This is a genomic window from Actinoplanes sp. NPDC026623 (assembly GCF_040638275.1).
In the GTDB taxonomy this organism is placed as follows: Bacteria; Actinomycetota; Actinomycetes; order Mycobacteriales; family Micromonosporaceae; genus Actinoplanes.
This window is the reverse complement of the sequence record NZ_JBEZXZ010000135.1, coordinates 1-24891: the sequence shown is the minus strand read 5'-3', so window position 1 is coordinate 24891 and position 24891 is coordinate 1. Positions and strand designations below refer to the sequence as shown.

Here is a 24891-nt window from a genome sequence, read left to right as displayed (position 1 = left end):
GCGGTGGCCCGGTCCGCGAGCCGCTCCCCCGCCGCCAGGTGGTCGCGCTGCCACCGGACACCGAGCCGCAGCGCCAGCGCGAACAGCGCGAGAGCGGCGAGCAGCGGCGGTGCGATCACCGGGAGCAGCGGGGCCGCCAGCGACGCGGTGCCGATCAGCGCGGCCAGGACCGTGATCAAGAAGCCGCGGGAGACCAGGACCAGGCCGGCGAACGCGTCGCGTACCGCCTCGACCTGATTCGTCAGCCGGGCCACCGCACCCTCTGGCGCGCGGTCCGGGCCCGGCCGGGTCGCGGCGCCCAGCGACGCGGTGACCACCCGGGTGACCAGTTCGTCGCGGAACGGCTCGACGACGCCGGCGACCGCGCGGTTCGCCTGCCGGGCGCCCCATGCCCCCACCACGGCGGCGACGACGAGCAGGCCGAGCCAGGCGGTGCCGAGCCAGGGCCGGCCGCGGAGGAAGCCCTGGTCCACCGCGCGCGCCAGCAACAGCCCCGAGAGCATCGCGGGCGCGGACTCCGGCACGGACCATGCCAGCAGTCGCCAGACGTCGCCGCGCCGGCGGCGCAGCGCCGCCGCCGTCTCGCGCCTCGCAGCCCGCACCGCGCCGGTCACGACGGGCTGCCGAAGATCGAGCGGTACTCCGGGTCCATCCACAGTCGCCGGTGCGGTGCGACGGCGCGGACCCGGCCTTCGTCCAGCCACACCACGGTGGCGCACCGCGCCGCGGTGCCGGCCCGGTGCGCGACGATCAGGTGGGTACGCCTGCTGTCGCCGGTGAGCAGGCCCAGGATCTGCGCCTCGGTGGCGGTGTCCAGGCTGGACGTGGCGTCGTCGAGGACCAGCAGGCGTCGGGCGTGCCAGGCGCGGGCCAGTCCGAGCCGCTGGGTCTCGCCGCCGGACAGCGGGGCCTCGGCCAGCGCGGTGGCGGCGCCGCGCGGCAGCCGGGCGACGAAGGTGTCGGCGCACGCCGCCCGCAGCGCGCCGGCCACCGCGGCGTCGTCCGGCCGGTCGTGTGCCAGCCCGACCGCGTCCGCCACCGTCGCGCCGACCAGGGCCGGACGATCGAACGCGACGCCGATCTCCCGGCGCAGGGCGTCCGCGGACAGCTCTGTCAGCGGCACCCCGTCCAGGCAGACGAGTCCGTCGTCCGGGTCGGTGAGACGGGCGGCGAGCGCGGCGAACGTCGACTTGCCGGATCCCGAGCGGCCCACCACCGCGATCGGACGGCCGCCCGGCAGCGTCACGGTCACCCCCGCGAGGACCCGGAAGCCGGCCGCTCGGACGGTCACGTTCCGGAAGGTCAGGACGCCCGCTCCGGGCGGCAGCTCACGGTGGCCGTACCCGGGCGCGGAGCGTTCCAGCAGCTCGGCGACCCGGCCGGCGCCGGCGCGGGCCCGGGCCACCCGGTTGAAGCCGGCCACCAGTCCACCGATGCCGGCGCCGAGCGCGCCGTACTGGACGGCGGCGAGCAGTTCGCCGGGGCTGAGGCGGCCGCGGGCCAGCAGCCAGCCGCCGACGGCGACCACGGACAGGTGCAACAGCGGGCCGACGAGCGCGCTCTGCCCGGCCGAGCGGGCCAGCACGCGCCAGGTGCCGTGGCCCGCGGCGGACAGGTCCCGCAGCGGACGCAGGCAGCGGCGTATCTCGGCGGGCACGGTCGCGGCGGCGGCGATGGTGCGGCGGCCGGCGAGCGCGTCGGACAGCCGGCCCGCGATGTCCGCCTGAGCCCGTTGGTAGCGGAGCACGGCGTCGGAGGTGTCCCGGACGTGCCGCCGCAGCAGAGCGGCGACGGCCACCGCACCCGCGAGGTATCCGGCGATCAGCCAAGGATCCAGATACGCCAGCGCGGCGACCGCGCCGGCCACCGGGATGACGGCCACCACGGCGAGGACCACGGCCACCCCGCCTTGACCGGCCTCCGCCGCGCCGGTGAGAACCCGGCTGACCACGTCGCCGGTGGCGTCCGGACGGCGCGCGCCCAGCGCCAGCGTGTGCCGCACCAACCGGCGCCGCAGCCGCGCGGTCTGATCGGCGGGCGCCAGCCCGGCGAGGAGATCGCGTAGGGGGTCGGCGACGGCCAGGACCCCGACCAGCATCAGTGCCCGGGCCACCCAGCGTCCGGCGCCCTGGCCGGCGACGATCGCGTCCACGGTACGGCCGATCACCATCGGCAGGACCAGCTCTGCGACGGCGGACAGCACGGCCACGATGGCCAGCGGAACCAGTACGCGCCGCGCGGTCACGGCATCCCCTCCCGGGCAGGGCGGCGCGCAGCCCCGGGCCGGCTCATGACCGGACGCCCGGGGCCGCGCGGCATCGGCGAACGTCAGTTACAGGTGGTGACACTGAGCGAGCTGTCGCCGCACAGCAGCAGGGATGCCCGGCTGCCGCCGCCGCCACCGCGCTGCTCGGCGGTCAGTTCCATGCCCTGCAGGTCCAGAAGCGCCATGACAGTTCTCCTTCACGAATCGATCTCACGAGTACGGGTGTACGGATGGAACCGGTGGTGCTCAGTTACAGGTCGTCACGCTGAGCGAGCTGTTGCCGCACAGCAGCAGCGACGCACGGCTGCCGCCGCCACCGCGCTGCTCGGCGGAGAGCTCCATGCCCTGCAGGTCGAGAAGTGCCATGTCCGTTCACCTCCTCCCCATCGAGTCGTGGGCGGGACCCACCCCGGTCGGGCGGGAGTCGAGGAACGGCAGCGACACGCGCCGCTCGTGCCGGGCCATGGCCAGCGCCAGCAGCACGCCGGCGGTGCCGGTGGCCAGGTCCATGGACAGCCGCAGCAGCTGCTCGCCCGGGAAGGCCAGGCCACCGCCGTACGGCAGGGCGTGCCAGGCCATCCGGCGTACCTGGTCGGAGAGCTCAGGGTCGCCGCGCAGCGCGAGGTACGCGACGATGCCGGCGCGTCCCGCGAAGAGCCCGGGCTGGACGTACATCGGGGAGCGGGCCGCCCGGGCGATCGCGGCGGAGGCCTCCCGGAACTGCTCGTCCGGTCGGTGTCGCAGGTAATGGTCGAGCACCAGACCGATGCCGACGCTCCCCTCCGCCAGGTACGGCATGGTTCGCCAGCCCTCGTTGACCTCGAGGGCCCCGTCCGGGCGGATCACGCAGCGCCGCAGGTCCTGCCGGAGTGCGGTGGAAGCCAGGTCGAGGTGCTCACGATCGCCGGTGGCCTCGTACATCCGCAGGAAGAACAACGCCACCCCGCTGGAGCCACGGGTGAGCCCCGCGTGCGGGTGCCGCCCGCCGCTGACCTCGGGCACGGAGCGGACGTCGCCGAGCCGGTCGCGGGCGATGTCCGCAGCGCGGAACGCCGCGTCCCGCAGCGCGGTCTCGCCGGTGCGTCCGGCCAGGTGCAGCAGGTTGAGGCCGATCCCGGCGACGCCACCGGCCAGGTCGGGTCCCAGGCCCTCCCATCCGGCGGCCAGGCACCGTTCGACGAGATCCAGTGCGGGCTGCCGTTCACCGAGGTGGTCCAGCACGTACGCGACGCCGTGCAGCCCGTCGAGAAATCCGTGACGGGGGTCGAAGCCCGGGTCGGCGGCCCGCTTGAGGAGCCACTCACGGTGCTCGACGGGGACCTCGGCGTCCGACTCTGCCAGTGCGTACAGCACGCCGGCGGCGCCGTAGGCCAGACCGAGGCCGCCGACCCGGAACTGTTCGATGTCGCCCGGGTACAGCCGGTCCGTGCGTTCCGGCGTGGCGCTGCTGAGGATGGCGCGCACGAGCGTGTCCCGGGCGCGCGGCCAGGCGTCCGGTTCGGGGCCGAAGACCGACCAGTCCCCGGTGCGGGTGGCGGCCGGCCGTGCGGCGGACGGGCCCTGCACCGTGGCGACCGCGCGGTCCAGCAGCTCACGCGGCACCGGGAAGTGCTCGGCGATGACGTCGGCCAGGTGCCGCACCTTGGTCAGGTCCAGCCGCAACAGCGGGGTCAGCGGCAGGAACAGCGCGATCAGGAGGCAGGCCAGGGCGTACTCGTCCACGGCCGCGCCGACCCGATCGCGCGGCGCCGCGAACCCCTGGTTACGCAGGCCCGGGCGGCGCTGGTCGTCGATCGGCGCGGCCACCTCGAAGTCGAGCAGCGCCACGCGCCCGTCCGGGCGCACCATGATGTTGAACATGTGCAGGTCGCCGTAGACGACGCCGCGATCGTGCAGGGCGCGTACCGCCTCCTGCACCTGGCGGTGGATGGACTGCGCCCACCTGGTGTACTCACGCAGCGCGACGGCATCGGCGTCCGGGTCGGTGAGCGGGTACTTCTGCACGATGAGCCGGTTCAGCGGCTCGCCCTCGAGGTACTCCAGGGCCAGGAACTCGTGATCACCCAGCGGGAACCGGTCGTGCACCCGCGGCGTGATGCCGGCGTCGGCGACGCGGTCCAGCATCTCGTGCTCGCGGCGCAGCCGGGTGATGGCGTCATCGCCCCGGCCGTCCAGCCCGGCGTACGGGCGCGCCTCCTTGAGCACCACCCGCTCGCCAGTGCGCTGGTCCTCGGCCTCGTACAGGCCGCCGGCGTTCGAGTAGTGCAGGACCCGCGTGACCCGGTACGGCAGTTCGTTGGTGGTCACCGCGTTGCGCGCGTCGAGGTGCGGCTTCAGGAACGCGGGCAGCTCCAGCCAGGACGGCAGGCCGAAGACCGCCTGCCGCCGGTCCGGCTCCAGGGTGCCGTCCGGCCCGGCGAGCGCGGGAACCAGGTCGCCGTCCTCGCCCACGCAGTACAGGTGGGCGAAGGCGCCGTAGCGGACGTACAGCGGACCGTCGCCCCAGCGGAGATCGCTGAGGATATATGGCCCCGGCTCGCCGGCCAGCAGCGCGCCCAACTCGGTGAGAATGGCGTGCGCGTCGGCGTCATCGACCGGATAAATGGTGGCCAGTTTGCCACTGGAGGCGCGCGGCGCGTATTTTGAGTTGCGCATGAACAACACTTGCGGAGAGCGAAGAAATTTGAACGAGATCCCCCGTGGCACGCAGTAGTGCCAGATCGTGTCGACGATCCGCTGCGCGTTGTCCGGGCAGCCCGCGGAATGGATCTTCCAGCCCTGCCGGGGCAGGCTCGCACCGTCGGGCCCGGCGATCAACCAGTCGTCGTGCGCTCGGATCCGCCACCCTTCCGGCAGCGGCAGGCGTGCGGCGGGAAAGTCGCCGGCCGAGCGCTGCACGGTCGCCAGCGACTCATAGAACAGCGGGTCGGCGGCACAGTAGGCATCGTATCGGCGATCCATTCCGGGTCCCCCTCGTCGGTCTGTGCCAATTCTTGCTGGCATCCGCGGGCCACGACATCGGCCGATGTCAGAAGGCCCGGGACACGGTTCACCGCCGATTGCTGACGAACGCAGAGTTTGACGGCAGGTCGACGGGGAAAGGGCGCGCGCCCCACGCCGGCGGAGGCGAAGAATGCATCCTCGTTCGATGTGCGATCTTGCCGGGAATGGCGTTACGGTCCTGAGTGGAATTACGTTGCGACGAAGATGGGGACGTGGTCGTGGCACTGGCAGAAGGACCCGACCGAACGGCTCGGCGTCTCCTGGGCGGCGCTCTTCGACTGGCGCTGCTCGCCGGGGGCGCGGTGGTGGGCTACCTGGTGATCAGCGCAGGCGCGGCGCACGCTGACGACGGATCGGCGGGTATCCGCATCGGCGGCTCCGCAGGCATCCACGTCGGTGGGTCGACGGACGTTCGCCTCGGCGGCTCCGGGGGTGTCGGCATCGACAGGACGGCGAGCCTCCGGGCGGACGTATCGTCGGACCGGCACGTCAGATCGTCGGGCCGGCACGCCGACAGGAAGCGGGACCGCCAGGCCGGAGGGTCGGCGAACGGCCGGGCCGCGGGAGTCGCGCGGACGACGGGATCTGCGCGGCCGATCCACCGGGGCGCGCCGGAGTGCGGCCGGACGGTGCAGGGCGAGCGCCGCGAAGGCGGCCCCTCCCGGGTGGTAAGGAAGGTACGGGTCGAAGGTTCCCGCGCCGGCGACGTGGTGCGCGGCAAGGTAGCTGCGGCCGGCAGGGCACCGCGCACACCGCGCACCGACAGCACGCAGCCCGGCGGAACAACGCGGGCCGTCGTCGGCGAGGCCCGGACGTCCAGCTTCCCCGTCGGCAACGTTCTCCGCGCCGACCGCCGTCTCCGGCCGGTCACCGCACCGGTCGCCCGCACCCTCGTGCCGGTCACCGCGGGTCCGACCGGCGCCCTCGGCCCGATCACCGAGCCGGTCTCGACGGCCCTCGAGCCGGTCGCCCGGATCGTCGCGCAGGTGCCGGCGTTGCCGCCCACGCACGTCCTGCAGCCGGTCCTCACCGCGCCGCCGCTCCAGCCCGTCCTCACCACGCCGGTGCTCCGGCCCGTCCTCACCACGCCGGTACTGCGACCGGCGCTCACGACGCCGCCGATCGGCGGGCCGCAGCGGGGCGGGCCGCTCCCGGGGCCTGCCGCCATGCCCGACCGGCACCCGCCGCCGGGGCACGTCACCGCGGTCCCGGGGTCGACCGGCCACGCCGCTGGGCCGGCCGCCGGATCCCCGCACGCGCCGCGACCGGCGATCATTGCCGCGGAGCACGACCCGGCGTCCGCGCCACGCTCGCAGCCCGCGCCGGCCAACCGGCGGCGTGGCGCGACTGCCCGCACGGCCAGGACCGCGCCGCCACCCGCGCCACGCCGCGTCCCGGCGAATCTGGACCGGATGTCATCCTGCGCCACCGCCGGCACCGATCACACCCCGCGGCTCTGGGCCACGACCCCCGGCGCGTGGCCCAGGCCGCCGGGTTCGGCCGCCACCTCGACACTCGATGCCGAGCACCGGCAGGGGCGTCGACCCACGTGCGCGCCGCCGCCGGGCTGATCCTTCCCTTCTCGCCCGGCATCGACGTGCCGGCGGGACTCCTTGCCTTCTGTCCGCTGCCGGTCGCCGTGACTACCGGACGAACCCGGCAAAGCGCACGTTCCTGGGGAGGAACCGCCCGTGATCCGCATCATGTTGATAGTTGACGCCTGCCTGCTCAGAACCGCACTCGCGAAGGCCATGTCATACGAGGACGACCTCGACGTCGTCGCCCAGCACACCAGCGTGGAGGTGACGCCGGACCTGGCTCGCAAGGTTGACGCCGACGTATTCGTGGTCGACCTGGACACCCTGATGGGCTCGGTGACCGACGCCCTCGACACACTCACCGAGCACCGCCCCGACTGTGCCGTGCTCGTGCTCGCGACGGTTGCCGCGTCGAGCGCCCTGCGCCACGCCCTCGGCCGCCGGCTGGGTGCGTACCTGAGGAAGGACTGCAACGTCGACCACCTGGTCGACGCCCTGCGGCGGATGGCGGCCGGCGAACGCTTCATCGAGCCGGCCATCGCCGCATCCGTCCTGAGCAGACGGCGCAATCCGCTCACCCCGAGAGAGCGCGACGTGATCCGGCTCGCCGCCGAGGGCATGTCCGTACGGGACATCGCCGCCGGGCTGTTCCTCACGACTGGCACGGTCCGCACGTATCTGTCGACCATCATGCAGAAGATCGGCGCCCGCAGCAGACTGGACGCGATCCGCATCGCCACGGAGGAGAACTGGCTGTAGCAGCGATCAACTCCGTACACACATATCCGCCTCCGTGACGCAGCCGCAGCAGACCGCCCGGCGGCAGGCGGTCTCGAGGTGGAAGCGCAGGATCAGCGTGTCCAACTTCGGATCACCACCCGACGCCCCCGCCACGGTCACCAGTTCACCAAGGCGGCGCGTTGTCCTGCAACTGCCGCATCAAAGTCTCGACCTCGGTCGGCGTCACCTGGTCCAGACGCCGGTCGCCCCACCGTTCGACGACCCGGCTCCAGTAGTTTCCGTACACACGCCTCGAGCCCTGCGCCACCGCCGCGGCGACCACCGGAACGTACTCCGCGAAACGTCGGCACCGCCATCCCACCGCCAGCGTTGAGGAGATCTTCGGGACGGTTACCCATCTGGTCGAGGAGAGCGACAAGCTCAGTCGTAGATTGGCCGGGTCGACAATGACATCTGGCTTCCGTGGCAGCGTGCTGTAACGCGTGACATGGCTATTGTGGACTTTATAGAGGTATGGGCGGTGGCCAACGAGCACTTTGCTTCGTCCTTCGTTGCCTATGTTGATGACCTGGACGTCGGAACGCCCGGGAAAGAGGCGGCGAAGTAGCTCTGGACATGTCGCACATCCCTCTCACTGCCGGGATGGCGGTCCGGTCGAACCGATCGGAGGGCGTGGATCAGCACATCAGTCAGTGGGTAACGGGCCAGCCTTCGATCAGCATGGGCCGCAGCTGCCCGAACAGCAGCCACCCAACGACACGCGCCTATACGCTAAACCTATCAAAACCGGACACTTTACAGGACTTTCAGGGCTGGCGATGACAGGGAACCCCGTGTAGCCTCCTAAATCTACGGGGTGCAGGCATTGATAAACCTCTCTGATCGGTCGTATATTCTGTCGGCGGCTCCCCGTGCCTACGCCGACCGCGTGTGCGCAAGTAGGGAACAAATGAAACTGGCACGAATCAAGTCGGCAGCTACCATCGGCGGCCTGGTAACGGCGCTCCTTTTAGCACCGGCTGCGCCGGCACAGGCAGTCGCCAACTGCGCCAACGGCACCCAGACAGACGTTGGATACACCATTCTTTCCGGCGGATACATTAAGGGTTCGGCCAGTTACACAAGCTGCGCGAATAGGCCGATATCCAAGGCTAAGATCTGGATCCGTGAAGGCGGTTACAAGATCTTCAACACAGAGGTTGACATCAACGGCGTTACTACGCCATCGAGTCGGTCCTTTTCGCCCAAGGATAATCTTTGCCTTAGATCAAGCGGAACTACCACCTTCGATACCTTTGTGTCGTTCTACTATTCAGGCGGTGGACAGACGGACTTGCGGTCAAACGTGATCACCGTTACGTGCTAGTAGCTTTCCCGGCACCCGAGCAGTGCGTGGGCCCCGCTTTACAGGGGCCAGCCGCCCATGGATTGTCGCCTATAGCGCCCCGGTGCCAGAACACGTGAAGGCTGGAGCGTGTCGGAAAACCACATTGCGGCGCTACGCGAAGTTCGAAATCGACGAAAGGATTACCTTTGCGGAAGACCGTTGCTCGCCTAAGCGCACTTGCCATTTCTCTGGGAATTGCGGTCGTGGGGCTGAGCCAGCCGGCTAGTGCGGCCATCAACTGCAGCGCCGGCACCCAAATGGACACCGGATCAACCATCAAGGACGGCGCATACATCAAGGGGTCGGCGAGCTACACCAGCTGCTCGAACCGCCCGATTTCCTCGGCCGTAATTGTTCTTCAGAACAAGATCGCGATTGGAGGCTGGAGTGAAATAGGTTCCACTCGCGTTACGGTATCCGGGATCACCACGCCCTCCCAGAAGTCGTGGTCGACCAAGGATATGCCCTGCAGGCAAGACAGCACGTATGACTGGCGGGATTACCGTACGAAGGTGGTCTTTACGCACGCCTCAGGCACCACTACGTTGTACTCGAATGTGTTGCGGACGGTAGCGGACTGTCGGCCATAAAAGCTAAAGGTGCTGGGACCAAGCTGAATCTCGTCAGATTGGTCCCAGCACGGCGCGAGGCGCTCTGACGATGTCGTTCGGGTCGACAAAGTAGCCGCTCGACGGCGATCTGGTCGAGCTGATCGAAGAGCGGTGGACCAGCGCGTGACCGATTCCTACAGGCAGAGCGACCGCCAGAAGGCAAGTGAGACAAGCGCGCCGAGGAGTCCCGCGATCGGTTCCCGTGGAACGGGGCCGACAACACGGCCCTCGCCACGGAACTGACCCTGGTCGGCGACCGTTCGTTCTCCGGCCGGGCCTCCCCGCCCGCGTCAGGGGACCGCGCGGCCATCGGGGCCGGCAAGCCGGTGAAGGTCCCGTCTGGATCGCCGATCCCGGCTATCTGCTCGTGTCCGACCTCGGCACCGCCGCCGGCACCCAGCAGGTTCAGCCGTCGACGATCCACCGGCTGTCCCCGCCCGCGCCGGCCGAGACGTTCGTTGCCGCCTCCGGCAGTAACGGCCTGGCGCTGAGTTCCGACGGGCAGCAGATCGTCGCCGCGACCCACGACAACCGCACCGTCTCCGCGTTCCGGCTGTCCGACGGCGCCCGCACCGTGGTCGCGGCCGACTACCGGGGCCGGGCGTTCAACTCCCCGAACGACGTCACGGTCCGCGCCGGCGGCGTCGTCTACTTCACCGATCCGAACTTCCAGCGTGGCCGCCGGACCGACGAGATGGGCGGCCGAACCGGGGTATTCCGTGTGGTGAACGGGCAGGTGACGCTGGTCGACAACACCGTACGGCAGCCGAACGGCATCGCGCTGTCTCCGGACGGCCGCAAGCTGTACGTCGGCGCGTACGGGGAGAACCGGATCTACGCGTACGCCGTCCAGCCGGACGGCAGCATCGGCGCGCGTACCATCTTCGCGGCCATCGGCAGCCCGGATGGGGTGACCGTGGACTGCGCGGGCAACCTCTACTGGGTCTCGCACAACGAGGGCCGGGTGCACGTGTTCTCCCCTGCGGGCGCGGAGCTCGCCACGATCTCGTCCGGCCCGGAGGCCACCAACGCGGCGTTCGGCGGCCCCGACCGGCGCACCCTCTACATCACTGCCGGCCGGACCGGCATTTACGGGATCTACAACATTCCGCTCGGCGTCGCCGGTTACCCGTACTGACGCTCCGCGCACTCGAATGCGGCCAGAAAGGCGTCCTCCCATGCGCGTTGTCACCGCCCTGCTCGCTCCCGCATTGGTCGGGATCTGTGGTTCACTGCTGCCGGCGACCCCGGCCCCCGCCGCCGCGGACGACACCACGCCGCCGACCGCGCCGGCCGAGCTTCGTGTCGAGGCCCTCACCTGTGACTCGGTCAGCCTGAGCTGGTCGGCCGCCTCCGACGACGTCGGCGTCGATGCCTACGACATCTACCACGATGGTCAGCTCGTGACGTCCGTGCCGGGGACCACCAGGTCGGCGACCCTGCCGGTGGTCGGCGGCGTCAACTGGGGCTGGTACGTGAACGCCCGCGATGAGGCCAGTAACGTCTCGCAGGCCGGGCCCACGGTGTCCGTCACGCCGCCCTACTGCGAGGAGGACACCGAGGCGCTGACCGTTCCCACCGGGCTGACCGGCACGGCGACCGGCACACCACGGTGATCCTTTCCTGGACGGCCGCCGCCGACAATGTGGCGGTGACCGTGTCGACGGGCACGAGCTGCAGCAACCCGGTGTGCGGCACCACCGGAGTGACCACCGAGTCGGACCTGCCCTGGGGACTGGTCCAGATCCCCGATGGGACGGTCCTCTACGGCCGCCGGGACCTTTTCGACATCGTGGCCATGAACCCCGACGGCAGCGGTACGCAGAGCATCGGCACCGTGCCCGGGGCGCAGGGCACCAACGGTGAGGGCGGCGTGCTGGGGCTCGCGATCGGGCCGGACTTCACGACCGACCGGTGGCTGTACATCTATCACACCAGCGCCACCGACAACCGGATCGTCCGGGTGCGCTACGACAGCACCCTGCGCACCGACACGCTCGAGGTGCTCGTCACCGGGATTCCCCGCAACAAGTATCACAACGGCGGGCGGCTGAGGTTCGGCCCCGACGGGATGCTGTACGCCGCGGCCGGGGACGGCCAGGACCCCGACCAGGCCCAGGACCTCACCAGCCTCGGCGGGAAGGTGCTGCGGCTCCGCCCGGACGGCGCAGTGCCGGCCGACAACCCGTTCCCCGGCAGCTATGTCTGGAGCTACGGGCACCGCAACCCGCAGGGTCTGGCGTTCGACTCGCAGGGACGGCTCTGGGAGCAGGAGTTCGGCAACAACGTCATGGACGAGACGAACCTCGTGGTGAAGGGCGGCAACTACGGATGGCCGGCGTGCGAGGGCACCACCGGCGAGTGTGCCGGGCCCGGCCTGGTGGCGCCGGTCCGGACGTACCCGGTCGCGGCGGCGTCCTGCAGCGGAATCGCGATCGTCCGCGACGTGCTCTACATCGCCTGCCTGCGGGGCGCGCGCGTCTACCGTGCGGTGATCACCGGGAGCACGCTCGCCGACGTCCAGCAGTACTTCGTCGGCACCTACGGCCGGCTGCGGACCATCGAACCCTCGATCGACGGCAACCTGTGGCTGTCCACCAGCAGCAGGGGCGACAAGGACAGCATTCCCGGCAACAGCAACGAACGAATCTTCAAGGTGACAGTGGGCCAGTGATCAGGCTGTCCACCCAGGACAAGGAGAATACGTGTTCCGTCGACGCCAATGCCGCCCCGGGCGGGGCATGCTCACCGCCGCCGTGTTCATGGGAACCCTCCTGGCGACCGTCCTGATCGGCGCACCGGCCGCTCAATCGGCACCCGGTGGCCTGTCGCCGGCGGCGGCCCGGGCCGCCGCCGTTGACCCGTACTCCGTGCTGGTCTTCTCCGAGACCGCCGGTTTCCGGCACGACTCCATGGCGATGTTGAACTTGTCGGCGATGCCAGTAGTGCACCAACGTCGGTTACCACGGCAACGTTCCGGCAGGCGGTTACACCGAGTTCGTTTTCCAGGGCGCTGGCACCGGACCGGCGGCCACGGCCACCAATAGACCGGCCGAAGCAGGGCCGCGTGCAGCGGCCCTGCACCAGCCGAATCCTTGCGATACATCGATGGACTGCGATGATGGGAGCGCTTCCACCACCGTACGAAGGAGAGCCATGCGCAACCTCATCACCGCCGCCGCGACCGCCCTGATGCTCGGCGCGGCGGCCGGCAGCGCCCCGGCGGCCGCGGCCGGCCCCGCCCACCACGGCGCCTGCACGCGCACGCTCCTGTTCTGCGAGGACTTCGAGCGGCTGCCGCCCGGCGGACCGAGCACGCTGAACTGGGGCGTCGACACCCGCAACGGCACGCTCACCGTCGAACGGGCCGGACGGCACAACCAGGTGCTGCACGTCCACACCGTCGACAATGGACGCGCGTTCCTGCGCGTCGACGACTTCGCGGCGCCGGGCAACCGCTTCTACGGGCGGATGCGGCTGCGCGTCGACGCCTTCCCCACCGCCCCCGACTGGGCGCATTTCACGCTCGTCGAGGCTACCGGCACCGGTAGCCGGGAGGTCGTCCGTCCGATCGGCGGCCAGTACGCGCCCACGGTCCCCGGCGTCTTCTGGGGCGTGGGCGCCGACGGCGGGCCGACCGGCGACTGGACCAACTGGCGGGAATCGGCGCCGGCCGTCGACGACCGGTGGCAATGCTTCGAATGGACGCTGGATCCGGCGGACAACCGCGTCGCCGTGTGGATCGACGGAACGGCGAACCCGGAGCTGACCGCATCCACCACGGAGCACGGCGGCAACGACGTACCGTTCGTCCTCCCGGTCGTGGACACCGTCAAGATCGGCTGGCAGCTCTACCAGAGCGGCACCACGCCGGGCCAGTTCGACATCTGGATCGATGACATCGCACTGTCCACCCGGCGGCTCGGCTGCTGACCGGTCCGCGGCGGTTGCGACCGAGCGGGCCGCCCCGGTGAGGCCACGGTCGCCGCGGCGCGGAGCTTCGAGCTGTTGGCTCCGGGTCCGCCGGCAAGGCCGGTGTCACCCGGGCGGCAGCGGCCGGTCCAAAGAAGAAGTGCGAGCAGGACCTGCCCTGCATGCGGACCGGACCCCGACAGCGTGCCCCGCGGGCTGATCGCGGCGACGTCGGCCAACCGCGGTGACCGCACCCCCGGCGATGACGACGACAAGTGCTCCAAGCACACGGACCACGTCGTGATCGGCGTGCGTAGTGCCTGGGTGAAGAACCGCTGGGCCGCCCGGGAGTCCCGGCGGACTGGCAGCAGGACGTCTATGACCTGGCCGTACTGGTCGATCGCCCGGTGGACGTAGCGCCAAACACAGTTGACCTTCACGAGGAGGAGACCCGGGGCGCGACGCAGCAGCCTGCTTCACAGGTCAAGCCTGCCCGGACCCGTCCGATTGGCGAAACGCAACGGAGCCGGCCTGCCCTCAGCCGGCTGGCGACGGCGCGGTGCGGGTGTCGACTGGAGTGCCGTGCTCGACCGTGCGCGAGACGGTGCAGAGCCGGTCATGCGACATCCGCGCCGCGCGCGGCAGCGCTTCCCGGGCCGCGTCGCCGGCGGCACCCTCGGGAAACGTGACGTGCAGCTCGATGGCCAGGTTGACCAGCCGGTTGCCGCCGGCCTCGTCCCGGACTTTGTCGCCGGTGACGTGGACGACGAAATTCTCCGGCTCCGCGCGCTTACTGGTGATGTAGTCAACGTCGGCACCGGTGCAGCCACCGAGCGCGGCGAGCAGCAGCTCCACCGGGGTGAAGTCGGTACCGTCGCCGACGCCGACGGTTATCGTGCCGCCGCGGGCGTTGCGCGCCTCGTACTGGCCGAGGCTCGTGCGCCGCAGGTCCACGGAGCGCCGGGTGTCGTCTGCCATACCCGCGAACCTATCCCACCATGATCGCGGTGGCACTGATGCGCGGCCGGTGGCCTCCTCGAGATGCGCTGCTCTAGAGTGACACTCATCAATCTGACGCGCGTGAACCCTGACCGCACTGCCTTCAGGAGGCGATCAATGACCCGTTCAGCATCCGGAAGGACCCGATCTCGTATCCTCCGAGTGTTGGCGGCGGTCATGGTCTCGGCTTTCGCGCTCGTGGCGTCCGGTCCGGCGCAGGCCCGAACCCCCGTGGTGCAGACCTTTGCCCAGCTGCCACCGGGCCCTTGGCGGATCAACGAGCCGGCGACCGTCGCCGGCAACGTTCTGACCCTCGGCCCGTACGGGTACGTCGGCTTGTTCGACGGATCGTCGAGTGACTGGTCCGGCAACGCGGACAACGACCTGGGCTGGACCGTCGAAGCGAGAATGCGCCTCGATGAGTCGGTGACCGAGGAGTGCGGCTACGCGGAACCGGTCCGCATCTGGGCCGGCGACCACCTGACCGTCGTCACGGTCGGCTTCGCCCGCGGGCAGGTCTGCCTGACCTATCCCGTCCAGGTCGCTTACGCGATGGACACCCAGAGCGCCTTCCACACCTACAAACTCGACGTACGGCGGGAACGGGTGCAGTTGTCCGTCGACGGTCGCGTGGTCATCGCCCACACGCTGCCCTGGTCCGGTGGGGGGACACCGGCGTTGATGGCGGAGAGCCTGACCGGGACATCGCACTGGCAGTACCTGCGCTACGACACCACACCGTCGCTGCCCCGGTGCACGATGCGCGGGACGCCCGGTCCGGACCGCCTGATCGGCGGTCCTGGCGCGGACGTGATCTGCGGCGGCGACGGTGCGGACGAGCTGATCGGTGGTGGCGGCGACGACGTGCTGATCGGGGGCCTCGGCGCCGACGTGCTCCACGGCGGCTCGGGACGCGACACGTTGGTCGGTGGGGCCGACACCGATGTACTCGACGGGGGCGCCCAGGACGACACCCTGTACGGCGGGATCGGCCAGGACCAGTTCCCGGCACTGCCGGAATACGACGGCGCTGACGTCCTGTCCGGGGGTGGCGGGTACGACACCGCCGACTATCGCGCCCGGACGACTCCGGTCACGGTCAGCCTTGACGGGCAGGCCAATGACGGCGCCGTCGGCGAGAGGGATTTGGTCGGCAGGCAGCGGTGGTCCGGCGATTCCGAGATCGAAGCGGTGCTCGGTGGTGCCGCACCCGACACGTTGACCGGGGACAACTGGCGCAACTCCTTGACCGGAGGTGCCGGCACGGACGTTCTGCGCGGACTCGGCGGTGAGGACCTTCTCAACGCCATGGACGGCGCGCCCGGCGACCTCGTCGACGGTGGGGACCTCATCGACTCCTGTCAGGCTGATCCGGGCGACGTACTGAACTCATGCAACGAGCCTCGGTGCTTGCCCCCGACAATGACGATGCCGCCGCCACCGACGTCAGCTACGCCGCAGCCGGCAACGCCGACGCCGCAGCCGTCCCCGACGAACCCCACCACTGCGCCTCCCACGGTCCCTACTCCGGCGGCTACGCCGCAGCCGGCAACCCCGATCCCCACGCCGTCGTGCCTGACGCCTCCGCCGACCTCCGCTGTCAGCACGCCGACGCAGAGCGCGACGACGGTACGCGGTGAATCCGGCGCGTGGACGGTGGGCCCTGTGCCGGTCGGCTGAGGGTGCCGATCAGCTGTTCGCCGACCTCCTGTGCGCTCCCGCAAATCCCGCGCGGCGGTCAGCCCGTCCACTGCGGGCCGCGCACGTGGCTTCGTGCTGCGCACGCCAGCTCTCGGATGCGACCACCGTGTGCTTGCCCCTGGTGTTGAGCCGCCATTTTCATCCCCGCACACCAGAGGCGACGTACGGTTCGCGACCCTGCGCAGGAGCGCGGTTCAGCGCCAGGGCGTGCACGGGATCGACGAGCACGTCGCGATCGATGCGCTCGCCGGAGGTGAACTGTTCCTCCGTATGCTGACCTGTTCCCTCGGTTAGGCAACGGGCCGCGAAGGTCCGGTGCCAAGCTTAGGCATCCGTAAGAGCACGGCCCGCGGGCACCACAGCAGCGACGGCTCTAATCCTGGCCTCAGGTTGATCGGGGAGAGTGAGCGGCAAAAGCATCGACTGGAAGGGGGCGGGCCGGCGTGCGGATCATGATCGCCGATGACGAGGCGGCCATCCGTGAGTCGCTGGAGCGGGTGCTGCAGGTCGAGGGTTACGACATCAGCACCGTCGCCGACGGTCTCGCCGTGCTCGACGGGGTCGGTGGGGCCGGTGGTGACACGCTGGATCTGCTGATCCTCGACGTGATGATGCCCCGCCTCGGCGGTTTGGAGACCTGCCGGCGGTTGCGGGCCGCGGGCCGGGATCTGCCGGTGCTGATGCTGACCGCCCGTGATCAGGTCTCCGACCGGGTCGCGGGGCTGGACGCGGGCGCCGACGACTACCTGCCCAAGCCGTTCGCCACGGAGGAGTTGCTGGCCCGGGTGCGGGCCCTGCTGCGCCGCCGTGCGCCGGGCGACGGGGAGTCGCAGATCCTGTCATTCGCCGACGTCCGGCTCGATCCCGACAGGTTCGAGGCATGGCGTGGCGGGCGGCCACTGCGCCTGACCCGGACCGAGTTTTCCCTGTTGCAGGTCCTCATGCGCAACGCGACCCGGGTCTTGACACGCGACGCGCTGTTCGAGGCGATCTGGGGCTTCGACATGAGTGCCACCGCCAACAACCTCCAGGTGTACGTGAGCTACCTGCGCCGCAAGATGGAGGCCGAGGGTGAGCCGCGATTGATCTACACACTGCGCGGCCTGGGATACACGTTGCGGGAGACCCCTCCGTGAGCAAGCCCGCCGGCCGGGAACCGCGCCGGCTGACCCGATGGTGGCGCCGGCGGTCCCTGCGGACCAGGCTGACGGTGATCGCGGCGACGGCCATCGCGGTCAGCGTGTTCGTGGCCTTCCAGGTGGCCAGCGAGCTCCTGGACCGGGAACTGCAGGACACCGCCGAGAATCAGCTACGCGCCGACTCCCGCGTCCTCGCGACGACCGCGGAGCGCGCCGGTCTGGCGCAGGTCCAGCTACCGCCGTATCCCGGATCCGGTCGGCTGGTGCGGGTCATTCTGCCCGACGGCTCGACCCGGACGCCGGCCGGCCAACCCGCGCTTCCCCCGGTCAGCGAGCACGCCGGGCGCGTGGCGCAGGGCGCGTCGGCCGACCTGATGGAGTCGGGCGACAGCGACGACGACGGCTACCTCATCTACACGCTGCGGGCGGGCGACGGCGCGGTCCAGGTGGCCCGCGTCGCCGACGACAGCCCGGTCAACCGGTTCGGGTTGGGCATGCTGTTGATCGGGCTGCTCTGCGTGGTCGGCGGCGCCCTTGTCGGGCGGACCGTGGCGCGGACCGGGCTGGCGCCGATCGACCGGCTGACCGCCGCCGCGGTACGTGTCGCGCAGACCCGGGATCTCGACGCCGACATCCCGGATGAGGGCGGTGGGGAGATCCGGCGGCTGATCCAGTCGATCAACGACATGCTTGCCGCGCTCCGGGACTCCCGGCTGGCCCAGCGACTGCTCGCGGAGGACGCCGCCCACGAGCTCAAGACCCCGCTCACCAGTCTGCGCCTCAACGTCGAGCTGCTGATCCGCCTCGATCGGCGCGGCACCCTGGACAGCGCACTGCCGGCGGAGAGCCGGACCCGGCTGCTCAACGATCTCGGCGCCCAGGTGGCCGAGTTGAGCACCCTTGCCGCCGAGCTGACGGACCTGGCGCGCGGTGACGTCAGCGACGAGAACACCGAGCTGCTCGATCTCGCCGACGTGGTGGTGGCCGCCGCGACCCGGGCGCGTTCCCGCGTGCCCGACATCGAGGTCGCGCTCGACGTGACCTCCGTGTGGGTGAGCGGGCGTCCCGCCGCGCTTCAGCGGGCGGTGCTCAACCTCATCGACAACGCCGGCAAGTGGTCCCCCGCGGACCAGCCGGTCCAGGTCCGGCTCCGTGCCGAGGGCGCGTCGGCGGTGCTCGAGGTCGACGACGCCGGGCCGGGCATCGACGCCGCCGACGTACCGCGGGTGTTCGACCGGTTCTACCGTGCCGATAGCGCCCGGGCGTTGCCGGGATCCGGTCTGGGGCTGTCGATCGTGCAGCGGGTCGTCGACGCTCACGGCGGCCGGGCCACCGTCGCCCGCTCCGCACGCGGCGGCGCGCTGCTTCGGGTCGACCTTCCGGCCGCGGTCCCGCCCGCAACGATCGCGCGGCTCACCGCCGGGGAGGACACCGCGGTGCGCTGACCCGCCCCGGCGGCGCGGCGCAGGACAAGGGACGGCAGGACCAAAGGGCGGCGACCGCCGGGCTCATGAAAGATCCGGGACGGGCCTGGGTCCCCGTCCCGGATCTCGTCCGTGCGGACGCGCTCACCGTTGCAGCGCGGGCTCCTTGTCGTCGGCGAGCGGCTGTTGACAGTCCGGCAGCTCCGCCGCTGGACGAGACAGCCTGCTCGGCCACCAGATCCGCCGGCCGATCAGCAGGGTGAGGGCGGGCACCAGGACCGACCGCACCAGCAGGGCGTCGAGCAGCACGCCGAAGGCGACCAGGAACCCGACCTCGATCAGCATCACCAGCGGGAGGGTGGCGAGGACCGCGAACGTGGCCGCGAGAACCAGGCCTGCCGAGGTGATGACGCCACCGGTGGCCGAGAGGGCTTTGAGCATGCCCTCGCTGGGGCCCAGACGTACGGTCTCCTCCCGGGCCCGGCTGGCCAGGAAGATGTTGTAGTCGACGCCGAGCGCCACCAGGAACAGGAATGCCAGCAGCGGCACCGAATAGTCGACGCCCTTGAACCCGAGGATCGTGTCGAAGACGAACACGCTGCCGCCGAAGGCTGCGGCGAATGAGACGATCACGGTGGCCATCAGGACCAGCGGGGCCACGATCGCGCGCAGCAGCAACCCGAGGACGATCAGGACGACGGCGAGCACCAGCGGAATCACCAGCTTCTCGTCGCGGCTGGTGGTCACCTCGGTGTCGAGGTTCTCCGCACTCGGCCCGCCGACGATCGCCTCCGCCCCGCTCACCGCGTGCACCGCGGTGCGCACCCGCTTGATCGTGTCGTACTCCGCGCCGCTGTCCGGTGCGTCCGTCGGGAACACGGAGATGTCGGCCCAGCCACCGCTGGTCTCCCCCGGGACGGCCACTGCCACACCGGGAGTGCCCTTGACGATCTCGAGCACCCGCTCCTGGTACGCCGGCCGCGTGAGGATCGTCATCGGCTGGCCGCCGAGCTCCGGGAAGTGCTGGCGGAGAACGGTGAAGCCGGTGACCGACTCCGGCGCGGACAGGAACTGGTCCTGCTCCCGCAGGGCGCCGGTGTTGCCCGCCAGGCCGACGGCGAGAACGCCGAGGCCTCCGAGCGAGCTGAGCGTCGCCACCCACCGGCGGCGGCTGATGGCGGCGCCGAGCCGTCCCCACAGCCCCGGCTTCTCCTCCACGGCCGTGCTGAACCGCGGGATGGCCGGCCAGAAGATCCGCCTGCCGAGCACCACGAGCACCGCGGGGAACAGCGTCAGCATGGCCACCAGCGCGCACAGAATGCCGGCCGCGCCGATCGGGCCCAACCCGCTGGTGCTGTTCAGGTCGGCGACGAGCAGGCAGAGCAGGCCGGCGATCACGGTGGCCGCGGACGCGACGATGGCCGGCGCCGCGCCGCGTAGCGCGTGGACCATCGCCACCCGGACGTTCTCGTGGTGGTGCAGTGCCTCCCGGTACCGGGCGATGAGCAACAGCGCGTAGTCCGTGCCGACGCCGAACACCAGGATCGTCAGCAGCGCCGAGTTCTGGTCGTTGACCACGATGCCGAAGCCCTTGACGAGCAGGTAGACGGTCGCCATCGCGGTCAGTGCGGCCGCGCCCACGGCCATGAGCGGGATGAACCACAACACCGGGCTGCGGTAGGTGAGGATGAGCAGGAGCGTGACGACGACGACGGTGGTGAGGAAGACCTGCAGGTCGATGCCGTCGAAGACGGCGTCCATGTCGCCGTCGACCGCGGCCGGGCCGGTCACGTCGAGTTCCAGGCCGGCGGGGCGGTCCTTCGCGGCGTCACGCAACGGGCCGACGATAGCCTCCGGTGCGCCGTAGGTCGTGCTCACCTCGAGGGTGAACATCATCGCCTTGCCGTCGGTGGAGGGCATCGTGGGTGAGCCCTCGTCGTCCTCGCCGGCCGGGGCCGCCACCGTCGGCGGGTACCGCTTGGCAAGGGTGTTGTAGTGGTGCTCGACCGTCGCGCGGTCAGCGTCGGTCATACCGCCGGCGCGGTGGTACACGAAGACGAACGTGTTGTCGTCACCGCCGGGGAGACCGTCCTCCAGTACCGCCACCTTGGTGGACTCGGCGCTGGCCGGCAGGGTGTCCGCGGCGCTGTCGGTGGTGACCGAGCTCAACTTTCCGCTCAGCGGCACCATGACCGCCGCCAGCGCCACCCACAAGCCGATCACCAGCCACGGCACCCACCGGCCTGCCAACCGACCGGGCGGCGCTTCCCCGGACGGCGCTGCGTGGACTGCCATCAATAGCCTCCTACATACGGGTTACATCGCTCATCTGATGCCGACTTCCTACCGAGCGAATCTGAGACGATCATTAGTAAGGCGCTCAGGCCGGCCGGCGGAACCAGGTGCCCAGCGCACGCGCCAGCGTGGGTGGCGTCGAGGTCCTGCCGGTAGGCAAAGCCCAGGCGACACGGCCGTCAGGCCGGATGAGCAACGCGTCGACGTCCCACCCGGTCCATGCGGGCGGTGACGGTGTTGACCCGTCCGGTCCACGCGGCCGCGGCGTCGCGGACCTGCGCGCGGTCCGCTGATGGCCGGCCGGGCAGGGCTGGCAGCGTGCGTTCCTGCGCCGGGGTTGGCGTGGCGGCTCCACCCGGCAGGATCCGCGGCACACACCGGCGCCGGATCTGGTAAACCGCGACTTCACGGCAGCGGCCCCGAACCGGCCCCCAAGCATCGGCGCCCAGGCGTCGAGACCGGCACGGCTCCGAACACGAGAGTCGTACCGTGGTACCACCTTCCTCCCGAGGATGACGACCGCAGTACGACGAAACAGGAAGGAATCCGGCCGAGCGTTGAGGCTATGAGGAAACCTGATCGTCCACTGCGGAGGTTCTGGGCGGCCACCATGGCGCTGGCGACGGCGTGCACCGTCGTCGCCGCCTGCGGGTCGGACGCCGACAACAGTGCAACGCCCGCCGCGGCCGGTTCGCACAGTGCGCACTCGGGCCGGTCGTCGGCTCCACCGCTGCCGCTGCGCGCCGGCGAGCGGTTCGTCGACCTGAAGATGGCCGAGGCCTACACGCCCGCGCCGCCGGAGGGCGGCGGCACGGACGAGTACCGGTGCCAGGTGATCGATCCGGGCCTGACCAAAGCGGCGTTCCTGACCGGCACCCAGGTCATGCCGGAGAACGTCGCCATCGCGCACCATGCCATCGTGTACGCGGTGCCGCCCGGCGGCGCTGCCGCGGTGCGCAAGCAGGACGCGAAGACCCCCGGCCTCGGCTGGCAGTGTTTCGGCGGGACCGGCGTGGACGGCGCCGAGGTGGAAGAGGGGGACGCGGCATGGGTGGACACCTGGGCGCCGGGCGCCGCGGAGACGCTGCTCACCCAGGACGTCGGCTTCAAGCTGGAGCCGGGCAGCCTGCTCATCCTCCAGATCCACTACAACCTGCTCGCGACCGACGGCAAGCCGGCCGGGTCGGACCGCTCGGCGGTGCGACTGCGGCTGACGGACGGCACGCCGCAGACCCGGGAACTCGACACGTTGCCGCTCGACGCGCCGACCGACCTGCCCTGCGCCGCCGACGAGTCGGGTCCGCTCTGTGACCGGGCGGCCTCGATCGCGGACGTGACGAAGCGGTTCGGGCCGGAGGTCGGCGCCACCGCGGACGAGCAGCTGGAGGAATGCGGCCAGAGCGCGCCGAAGCCAGGTAACACCCAGACCTGCGACCACAAGGTGGAGGCGCCGATGACGCTGTTCGCCGGTTTCGGCCACATGCACCTGCTCGGGCGGGCCATCAAGGTCGAACTCAACCCGGGCACGCCGAACGCCAAGGTCGTGCTGGACGTGCCGCAGTTCGACTTCGACAACCAGCGGCTGGTGACGCTGCCGTCGCCGGTGGAGATCGGTCCGGGGGACACGCTGCGGGTGACGTGTACGCACGACGCGGGGCTGCGCAAACGGCTGCCGCAGCTGAGGAAGCTGCCGCCGCGCTACGTGGTGTGGGGCGACGGCACCAGCGACGAGATGTGCACGGGCATCATGACGGTCTCCCCCCGCAAGTCCTGACGAAGCGTCGAACGTGTGTGAGCTCACTGAGGTCAACAAGCCGAAGGACAGCTCTGAGCTCACACACATGCGGCGTCGTGGCGGTCGGACGGGCGGTGACGTCGGCGGCTGCACGCGGACCGGCAGCGGAGCGGTCGATCACGCGGAGCGGATCGGTCCGCAGCGGTGCGGCTGGGAACTACGGTCGCGCCCCCGACGGACGCGCGAGACGAAGCGCTGAATCGGCCGGCCGGGTGAGTCTCAGGTCGTAGGCGAGGATGACGGCCTGGATCCGGTCCCGTACGCCGATCTTGGCGAGGACCCGCCCGACGTGGGTCTTCACCGTCGACTCCGACAGCGTGAACCGTTGCGCGATCTCGCCGTTGGTGAGGCCGTGGCCGATGGCGACGAGGATCTCGCGCTCGCGGTCGGTCAGGGAGTCCAGCCGGGGATCCTCCCGCACGGGCCCGCAGAGATCATCGTCGAGCCGGTCGGCGAACGCGTCGAGCAGCCGCCGAGTCAGCGCCGGCGCGATCACCGCGTCCCCGGCGGCAACGGCCCGGATGCCGGCGAGCAACTCCTCCGGGCGGATGTCCTTGAGCAGGAAACCGCTCGCCCCGGCCCGCAGCGCGGCGAGCGCGTACCGGTCCACGTCAAACGTCGTCAGCACCAGGATCCGCGAACGCCCACCGGCGGCGACGATGCGCCGGGTGGCCTCGATCCCGTCGACGCCCGGCATGCGGATGTCCATCAGCACCACGTCGGGATGCAGCTCGGTGGTCCGCCGAACGGCCTCGGCGCCGTTCTCGGCCTCGCCGACGATCTCGGTGTCCGGGGTGCTCTCCAGCAGCATGCGACACCCGAAGCGCTGCAGCGGCTGGGCGTCCGCCACGAGCACTGTGATCATGAATGGCTGCCTCTCAGGGTCGCTGGAACGGTCCAGCCGCCGTCCGGTGCTGGGCGGGCGCTGACCGTGCCGCCGGATAGCGCTGCGCGTTCGGCCATGCCGGCGCGACCCGCGTCGCCCGGCGATGCCCACTTCATACCGAGCGAACCTGAGACGACTGTTAAACGGCGCTCGGGCCGGTCGGCCGCCGGCGCGGGGTTAAGCATGGGTAGGAAGCGGGCACAGCCTCGTCGGTCTTTCACGCCGCAGTTCAAGGCTGAGATCGTGGAGTTGTGCCGGCGCGGTGACCGCACGGTTCGGCAGGTCAGTCAGGACTTCGACCGAGGCGGTTGTTGTTCGGCCAGACAGCCCTTATGCCTGGTGACCAGGCGTTCGACCGCGGTAGCGAGGTTTCTGCCGTAGATCGTGCAACCCAGGCTGTTGTTGATCGTGGTGGATTCCGCGTCGGTGGTGTTACCCGAGCTCGGATCGGTCTCGGTGGCCGACACCGTCGCGGTGGCCGTCAAGGTGCCGGTCGTCGATCCGGGTGACGCGGTGATCGTCACTGTGGCGGATCCGGACGAGGCGATGGAGCCGAGTGAGCAGGAGCCCTGGCTGGTGGAGATGATGGCGGTGCCGGAGGATGCCGTGCCGGTCAGCGACACCGACAGGCTGACGCCGGTCACGCCGGTCACGCCGGACGGTCCGGCGTTGGCGACCGCGACGGTGTAGGTGACGCCGTCGCTACCGACGGCGACGGGGTCGGCGGAGTCGGACACCGATGCCGACACGTCCGCGCCCGCTGCTGGGCCGGTCGCGTTGATCTTGCCGTTCGGCTTCTGGGCAAACCGCGGGATTCACGCCGGAATGCGGTTGAGCCGCCCGGCTGGTTCGCCGGGCGGCTCGTGGGGTCCTACTCGCGGGTCAGCCGATCTTGACGTTGAACAGGTTGTTGGCGGCCAGCTTGCGGAAGGCGGTGAGGCTGGTCTTCTTGCTGTCGATGCTGATGTCACGGTCGCCCTGGTCGTCGTGCTTGGTGTCGAAGTACACGATCGCCTTGATCGCCGGCCGCTTCGCCAACTCCGGCAGCACACTGTTGAACCCAGCCGACTTGTCGACAGGCTTGCCGACGCGGTGGTACACACCCCACTCGGCGATCATCAGCGGCTTCGCCGCGTGCTTCTTTGTCGCCCAGTCGTAGAACGTCGGACCGTTCTTGGCCTTACGGTCGAGCAG

At 70.5% G+C, this 24891-nt stretch carries 20 protein-coding genes and 3 pseudogenes; 10 read left to right on the top strand and 13 right to left on the bottom strand.

Annotated elements, in window-relative coordinates:
• The 5 genes and pseudogenes from AB0F10_RS31025 to lanKC all read right to left on the bottom strand — a co-directional run.
• A pseudogene (locus tag AB0F10_RS31025) lies at positions 1-614 on the bottom strand (ABC transporter ATP-binding protein); the annotation flags it as partial.
• The gene (locus AB0F10_RS31020; protein ID WP_360632901.1) at positions 611-2245 is read right to left on the bottom strand and encodes an ABC transporter ATP-binding protein; all 1635 of its coding nucleotides are present in this window, start codon (positions 2243-2245) and stop codon (positions 611-613) included. The pseudogene AB0F10_RS31025 and the gene AB0F10_RS31020, both read right to left, overlap by 4 nt.
• 83 nt (positions 2246-2328) lie before the next feature.
• Complete coding sequence (locus tag AB0F10_RS31015) at positions 2329-2451, bottom strand: SapB/AmfS family lanthipeptide (protein ID WP_360632898.1); 123 nt, start codon at positions 2449-2451, stop codon at positions 2329-2331.
• Between the two features lie 61 nt (positions 2452-2512).
• Entirely contained in the window at positions 2513-2632 is a 120-nt protein-coding gene (locus AB0F10_RS31010) for a SapB/AmfS family lanthipeptide (protein ID WP_360632895.1), read from the bottom strand.
• A 6-nt stretch (positions 2633-2638) separates the two neighbouring features.
• On the bottom strand, positions 2639-5227 hold the full coding sequence (gene lanKC, locus AB0F10_RS31005; protein WP_360632891.1) for a class III lanthionine synthetase LanKC: 2589 nt from the start codon (positions 5225-5227) through the stop codon (positions 2639-2641).
• Positions 5228-5934: 707 nt separating this feature from the next.
• Between lanKC and AB0F10_RS31000 the strand changes: the two genes are divergently transcribed.
• Positions 5935-6840, top strand: coding sequence for a hypothetical protein (locus AB0F10_RS31000; RefSeq protein WP_360632888.1), 906 nt, complete (start codon positions 5935-5937; stop codon positions 6838-6840).
• A gap of 120 nt (positions 6841-6960) precedes the next feature.
• Entirely contained in the window at positions 6961-7566 is a 606-nt protein-coding gene (locus AB0F10_RS30995) for a response regulator transcription factor (RefSeq protein ID WP_360632885.1), read from the top strand.
• A gap of 145 nt (positions 7567-7711) precedes the next feature.
• On the opposite strand, the gene AB0F10_RS30990 is transcribed toward AB0F10_RS30995, so the two are convergent.
• Positions 7712-8083 carry a hypothetical protein gene (locus AB0F10_RS30990; RefSeq protein WP_360632882.1) on the bottom strand — a complete coding sequence of 124 codons (372 nt, stop codon included), beginning with the start codon at positions 8081-8083 and terminating at the stop codon, positions 7712-7714.
• A 1626-nt stretch (positions 8084-9709) separates the two neighbouring features.
• On the opposite strand from AB0F10_RS30990, the gene AB0F10_RS30985 reads away from it, so the two are divergent.
• The 4 genes from AB0F10_RS30985 (at position 9710) to AB0F10_RS30970 (ending at position 13479) form a co-directional block, all read left to right on the top strand.
• Positions 9710-10684, top strand: coding sequence for an SMP-30/gluconolactonase/LRE family protein (locus tag AB0F10_RS30985; protein WP_360632878.1), 975 nt, complete (start codon positions 9710-9712; stop codon positions 10682-10684).
• Positions 10685-10724: 40 nt separating this feature from the next.
• Positions 10725-11162, top strand: a complete 438-nt coding sequence (locus AB0F10_RS30980; protein ID WP_360632875.1) for a hypothetical protein — start codon at positions 10725-10727, stop codon at positions 11160-11162.
• A 35-nt stretch (positions 11163-11197) separates the two neighbouring features.
• Complete coding sequence (locus tag AB0F10_RS30975) at positions 11198-12220, top strand: PQQ-dependent sugar dehydrogenase (RefSeq protein WP_360632872.1); 1023 nt, start codon at positions 11198-11200, stop codon at positions 12218-12220.
• Positions 12221-12702: 482 nt separating this feature from the next.
• Positions 12703-13479 (top strand): hypothetical protein, encoded by a 777-nt coding sequence (locus AB0F10_RS30970; protein ID WP_360632869.1) that lies wholly within the window; start codon positions 12703-12705, stop codon positions 13477-13479.
• Positions 13480-13772: 293 nt separating this feature from the next.
• Here AB0F10_RS30970 and AB0F10_RS30965 read toward each other — a convergent pair.
• Positions 13773-13898, bottom strand: a pseudogene (locus tag AB0F10_RS30965) (DDE-type integrase/transposase/recombinase); the annotation flags it as partial.
• A 97-nt stretch (positions 13899-13995) separates the two neighbouring features.
• The gene (locus AB0F10_RS30960) at positions 13996-14436 is read right to left on the bottom strand and encodes an OsmC family protein (protein ID WP_360632866.1); all 441 of its coding nucleotides are present in this window, start codon (positions 14434-14436) and stop codon (positions 13996-13998) included.
• Between the two features lie 186 nt (positions 14437-14622).
• On the opposite strand from AB0F10_RS30960, the gene AB0F10_RS30955 reads away from it, so the two are divergent.
• From AB0F10_RS30955 to AB0F10_RS30945, 3 genes are all read left to right on the top strand, one after another.
• Complete coding sequence (locus AB0F10_RS30955; protein ID WP_360632863.1) at positions 14623-16137, top strand: calcium-binding protein; 1515 nt, start codon at positions 14623-14625, stop codon at positions 16135-16137.
• Between the two features lie 464 nt (positions 16138-16601).
• The gene (locus AB0F10_RS30950; protein WP_360632860.1) at positions 16602-17294 is read left to right on the top strand and encodes a response regulator transcription factor; all 693 of its coding nucleotides are present in this window, start codon (positions 16602-16604) and stop codon (positions 17292-17294) included.
• The gene (locus tag AB0F10_RS30945) at positions 17291-18742 is read left to right on the top strand and encodes an ATP-binding protein (protein ID WP_360632856.1); all 1452 of its coding nucleotides are present in this window, start codon (positions 17291-17293) and stop codon (positions 18740-18742) included. Before AB0F10_RS30950 ends, AB0F10_RS30945 begins: the two co-directional genes overlap by 4 nt.
• A 123-nt stretch (positions 18743-18865) precedes the next feature.
• On the opposite strand, the gene AB0F10_RS30940 is transcribed toward AB0F10_RS30945, so the two are convergent.
• Both AB0F10_RS30940 and AB0F10_RS30935 read right to left on the bottom strand, forming a co-directional pair.
• A complete protein-coding gene (locus AB0F10_RS30940; protein ID WP_360632854.1) occupies positions 18866-20956 on the bottom strand; it encodes an MMPL family transporter in 2091 nt (696 codons plus the stop codon).
• 145 nt (positions 20957-21101) lie between these two features.
• Positions 21102-21455: a hypothetical protein gene (locus AB0F10_RS30935; RefSeq protein ID WP_360632851.1), complete on the bottom strand. Its 354-nt coding sequence runs from the start codon at positions 21453-21455 to the stop codon at positions 21102-21104.
• 126 nt (positions 21456-21581) lie between these two features.
• Here AB0F10_RS30935 and AB0F10_RS30930 point away from each other — a divergent pair, with 126 nt between their 5' ends.
• On the top strand, positions 21582-22790 hold the full coding sequence (locus AB0F10_RS30930; RefSeq protein ID WP_360632848.1) for a monooxygenase: 1209 nt from the start codon (positions 21582-21584) through the stop codon (positions 22788-22790).
• A 178-nt stretch (positions 22791-22968) separates the two neighbouring features.
• Here AB0F10_RS30930 and AB0F10_RS30925 read toward each other — a convergent pair whose 3' ends face one another.
• From AB0F10_RS30925 to AB0F10_RS30915, 3 genes and pseudogenes are all read right to left on the bottom strand, one after another.
• Entirely contained in the window at positions 22969-23676 is a 708-nt protein-coding gene (locus AB0F10_RS30925; RefSeq protein ID WP_360632845.1) for a response regulator transcription factor, read from the bottom strand.
• A 308-nt stretch (positions 23677-23984) separates the two neighbouring features.
• On the bottom strand, positions 23985-24434 hold the full coding sequence (locus AB0F10_RS30920) for a hypothetical protein (RefSeq protein ID WP_360632842.1): 450 nt from the start codon (positions 24432-24434) through the stop codon (positions 23985-23987).
• A 145-nt stretch (positions 24435-24579) separates the two neighbouring features.
• Positions 24580-24891 (bottom strand): annotated as a pseudogene (locus tag AB0F10_RS30915) (hypothetical protein); the annotation flags it as partial.

Excerpts from the sequence above, each read along its gene's own strand:
- AB0F10_RS31015 (WP_360632898.1), bottom strand. The coding sequence starts at position 2,451 with ATGGCGCTTCTGGACCTGCAGGGCATGGAACTGACCGCCGAGCAGCGC.
- AB0F10_RS30960 (WP_360632866.1), bottom strand. The coding sequence starts at position 14,436 with ATGGCAGACGACACCCGGCGCTCCGTGGACCTGCGGCGCACGAGCCTC.
- AB0F10_RS30935 (WP_360632851.1), bottom strand. The coding sequence starts at position 21,455 with ATGCTTGGGGGCCGGTTCGGGGCCGCTGCCGTGAAGTCGCGGTTTACC.
- lanKC (WP_360632891.1), bottom strand. The coding sequence starts at position 5,227 with ATGGATCGCCGATACGATGCCTACTGTGCCGCCGACCCGCTGTTCTAT.
- AB0F10_RS30925 (WP_360632845.1), bottom strand. The coding sequence starts at position 23,676 with ATGATCACAGTGCTCGTGGCGGACGCCCAGCCGCTGCAGCGCTTCGGG.
- AB0F10_RS30980 (WP_360632875.1), top strand. The coding sequence starts at position 10,725 with ATGCGCGTTGTCACCGCCCTGCTCGCTCCCGCATTGGTCGGGATCTGT.
- AB0F10_RS30930 (WP_360632848.1), top strand. The coding sequence starts at position 21,582 with ATGAGGAAACCTGATCGTCCACTGCGGAGGTTCTGGGCGGCCACCATG.
- AB0F10_RS31010 (WP_360632895.1), bottom strand. The coding sequence starts at position 2,632 with ATGGCACTTCTCGACCTGCAGGGCATGGAGCTCTCCGCCGAGCAGCGC.
- AB0F10_RS30970 (WP_360632869.1), top strand. The coding sequence starts at position 12,703 with ATGCGCAACCTCATCACCGCCGCCGCGACCGCCCTGATGCTCGGCGCG.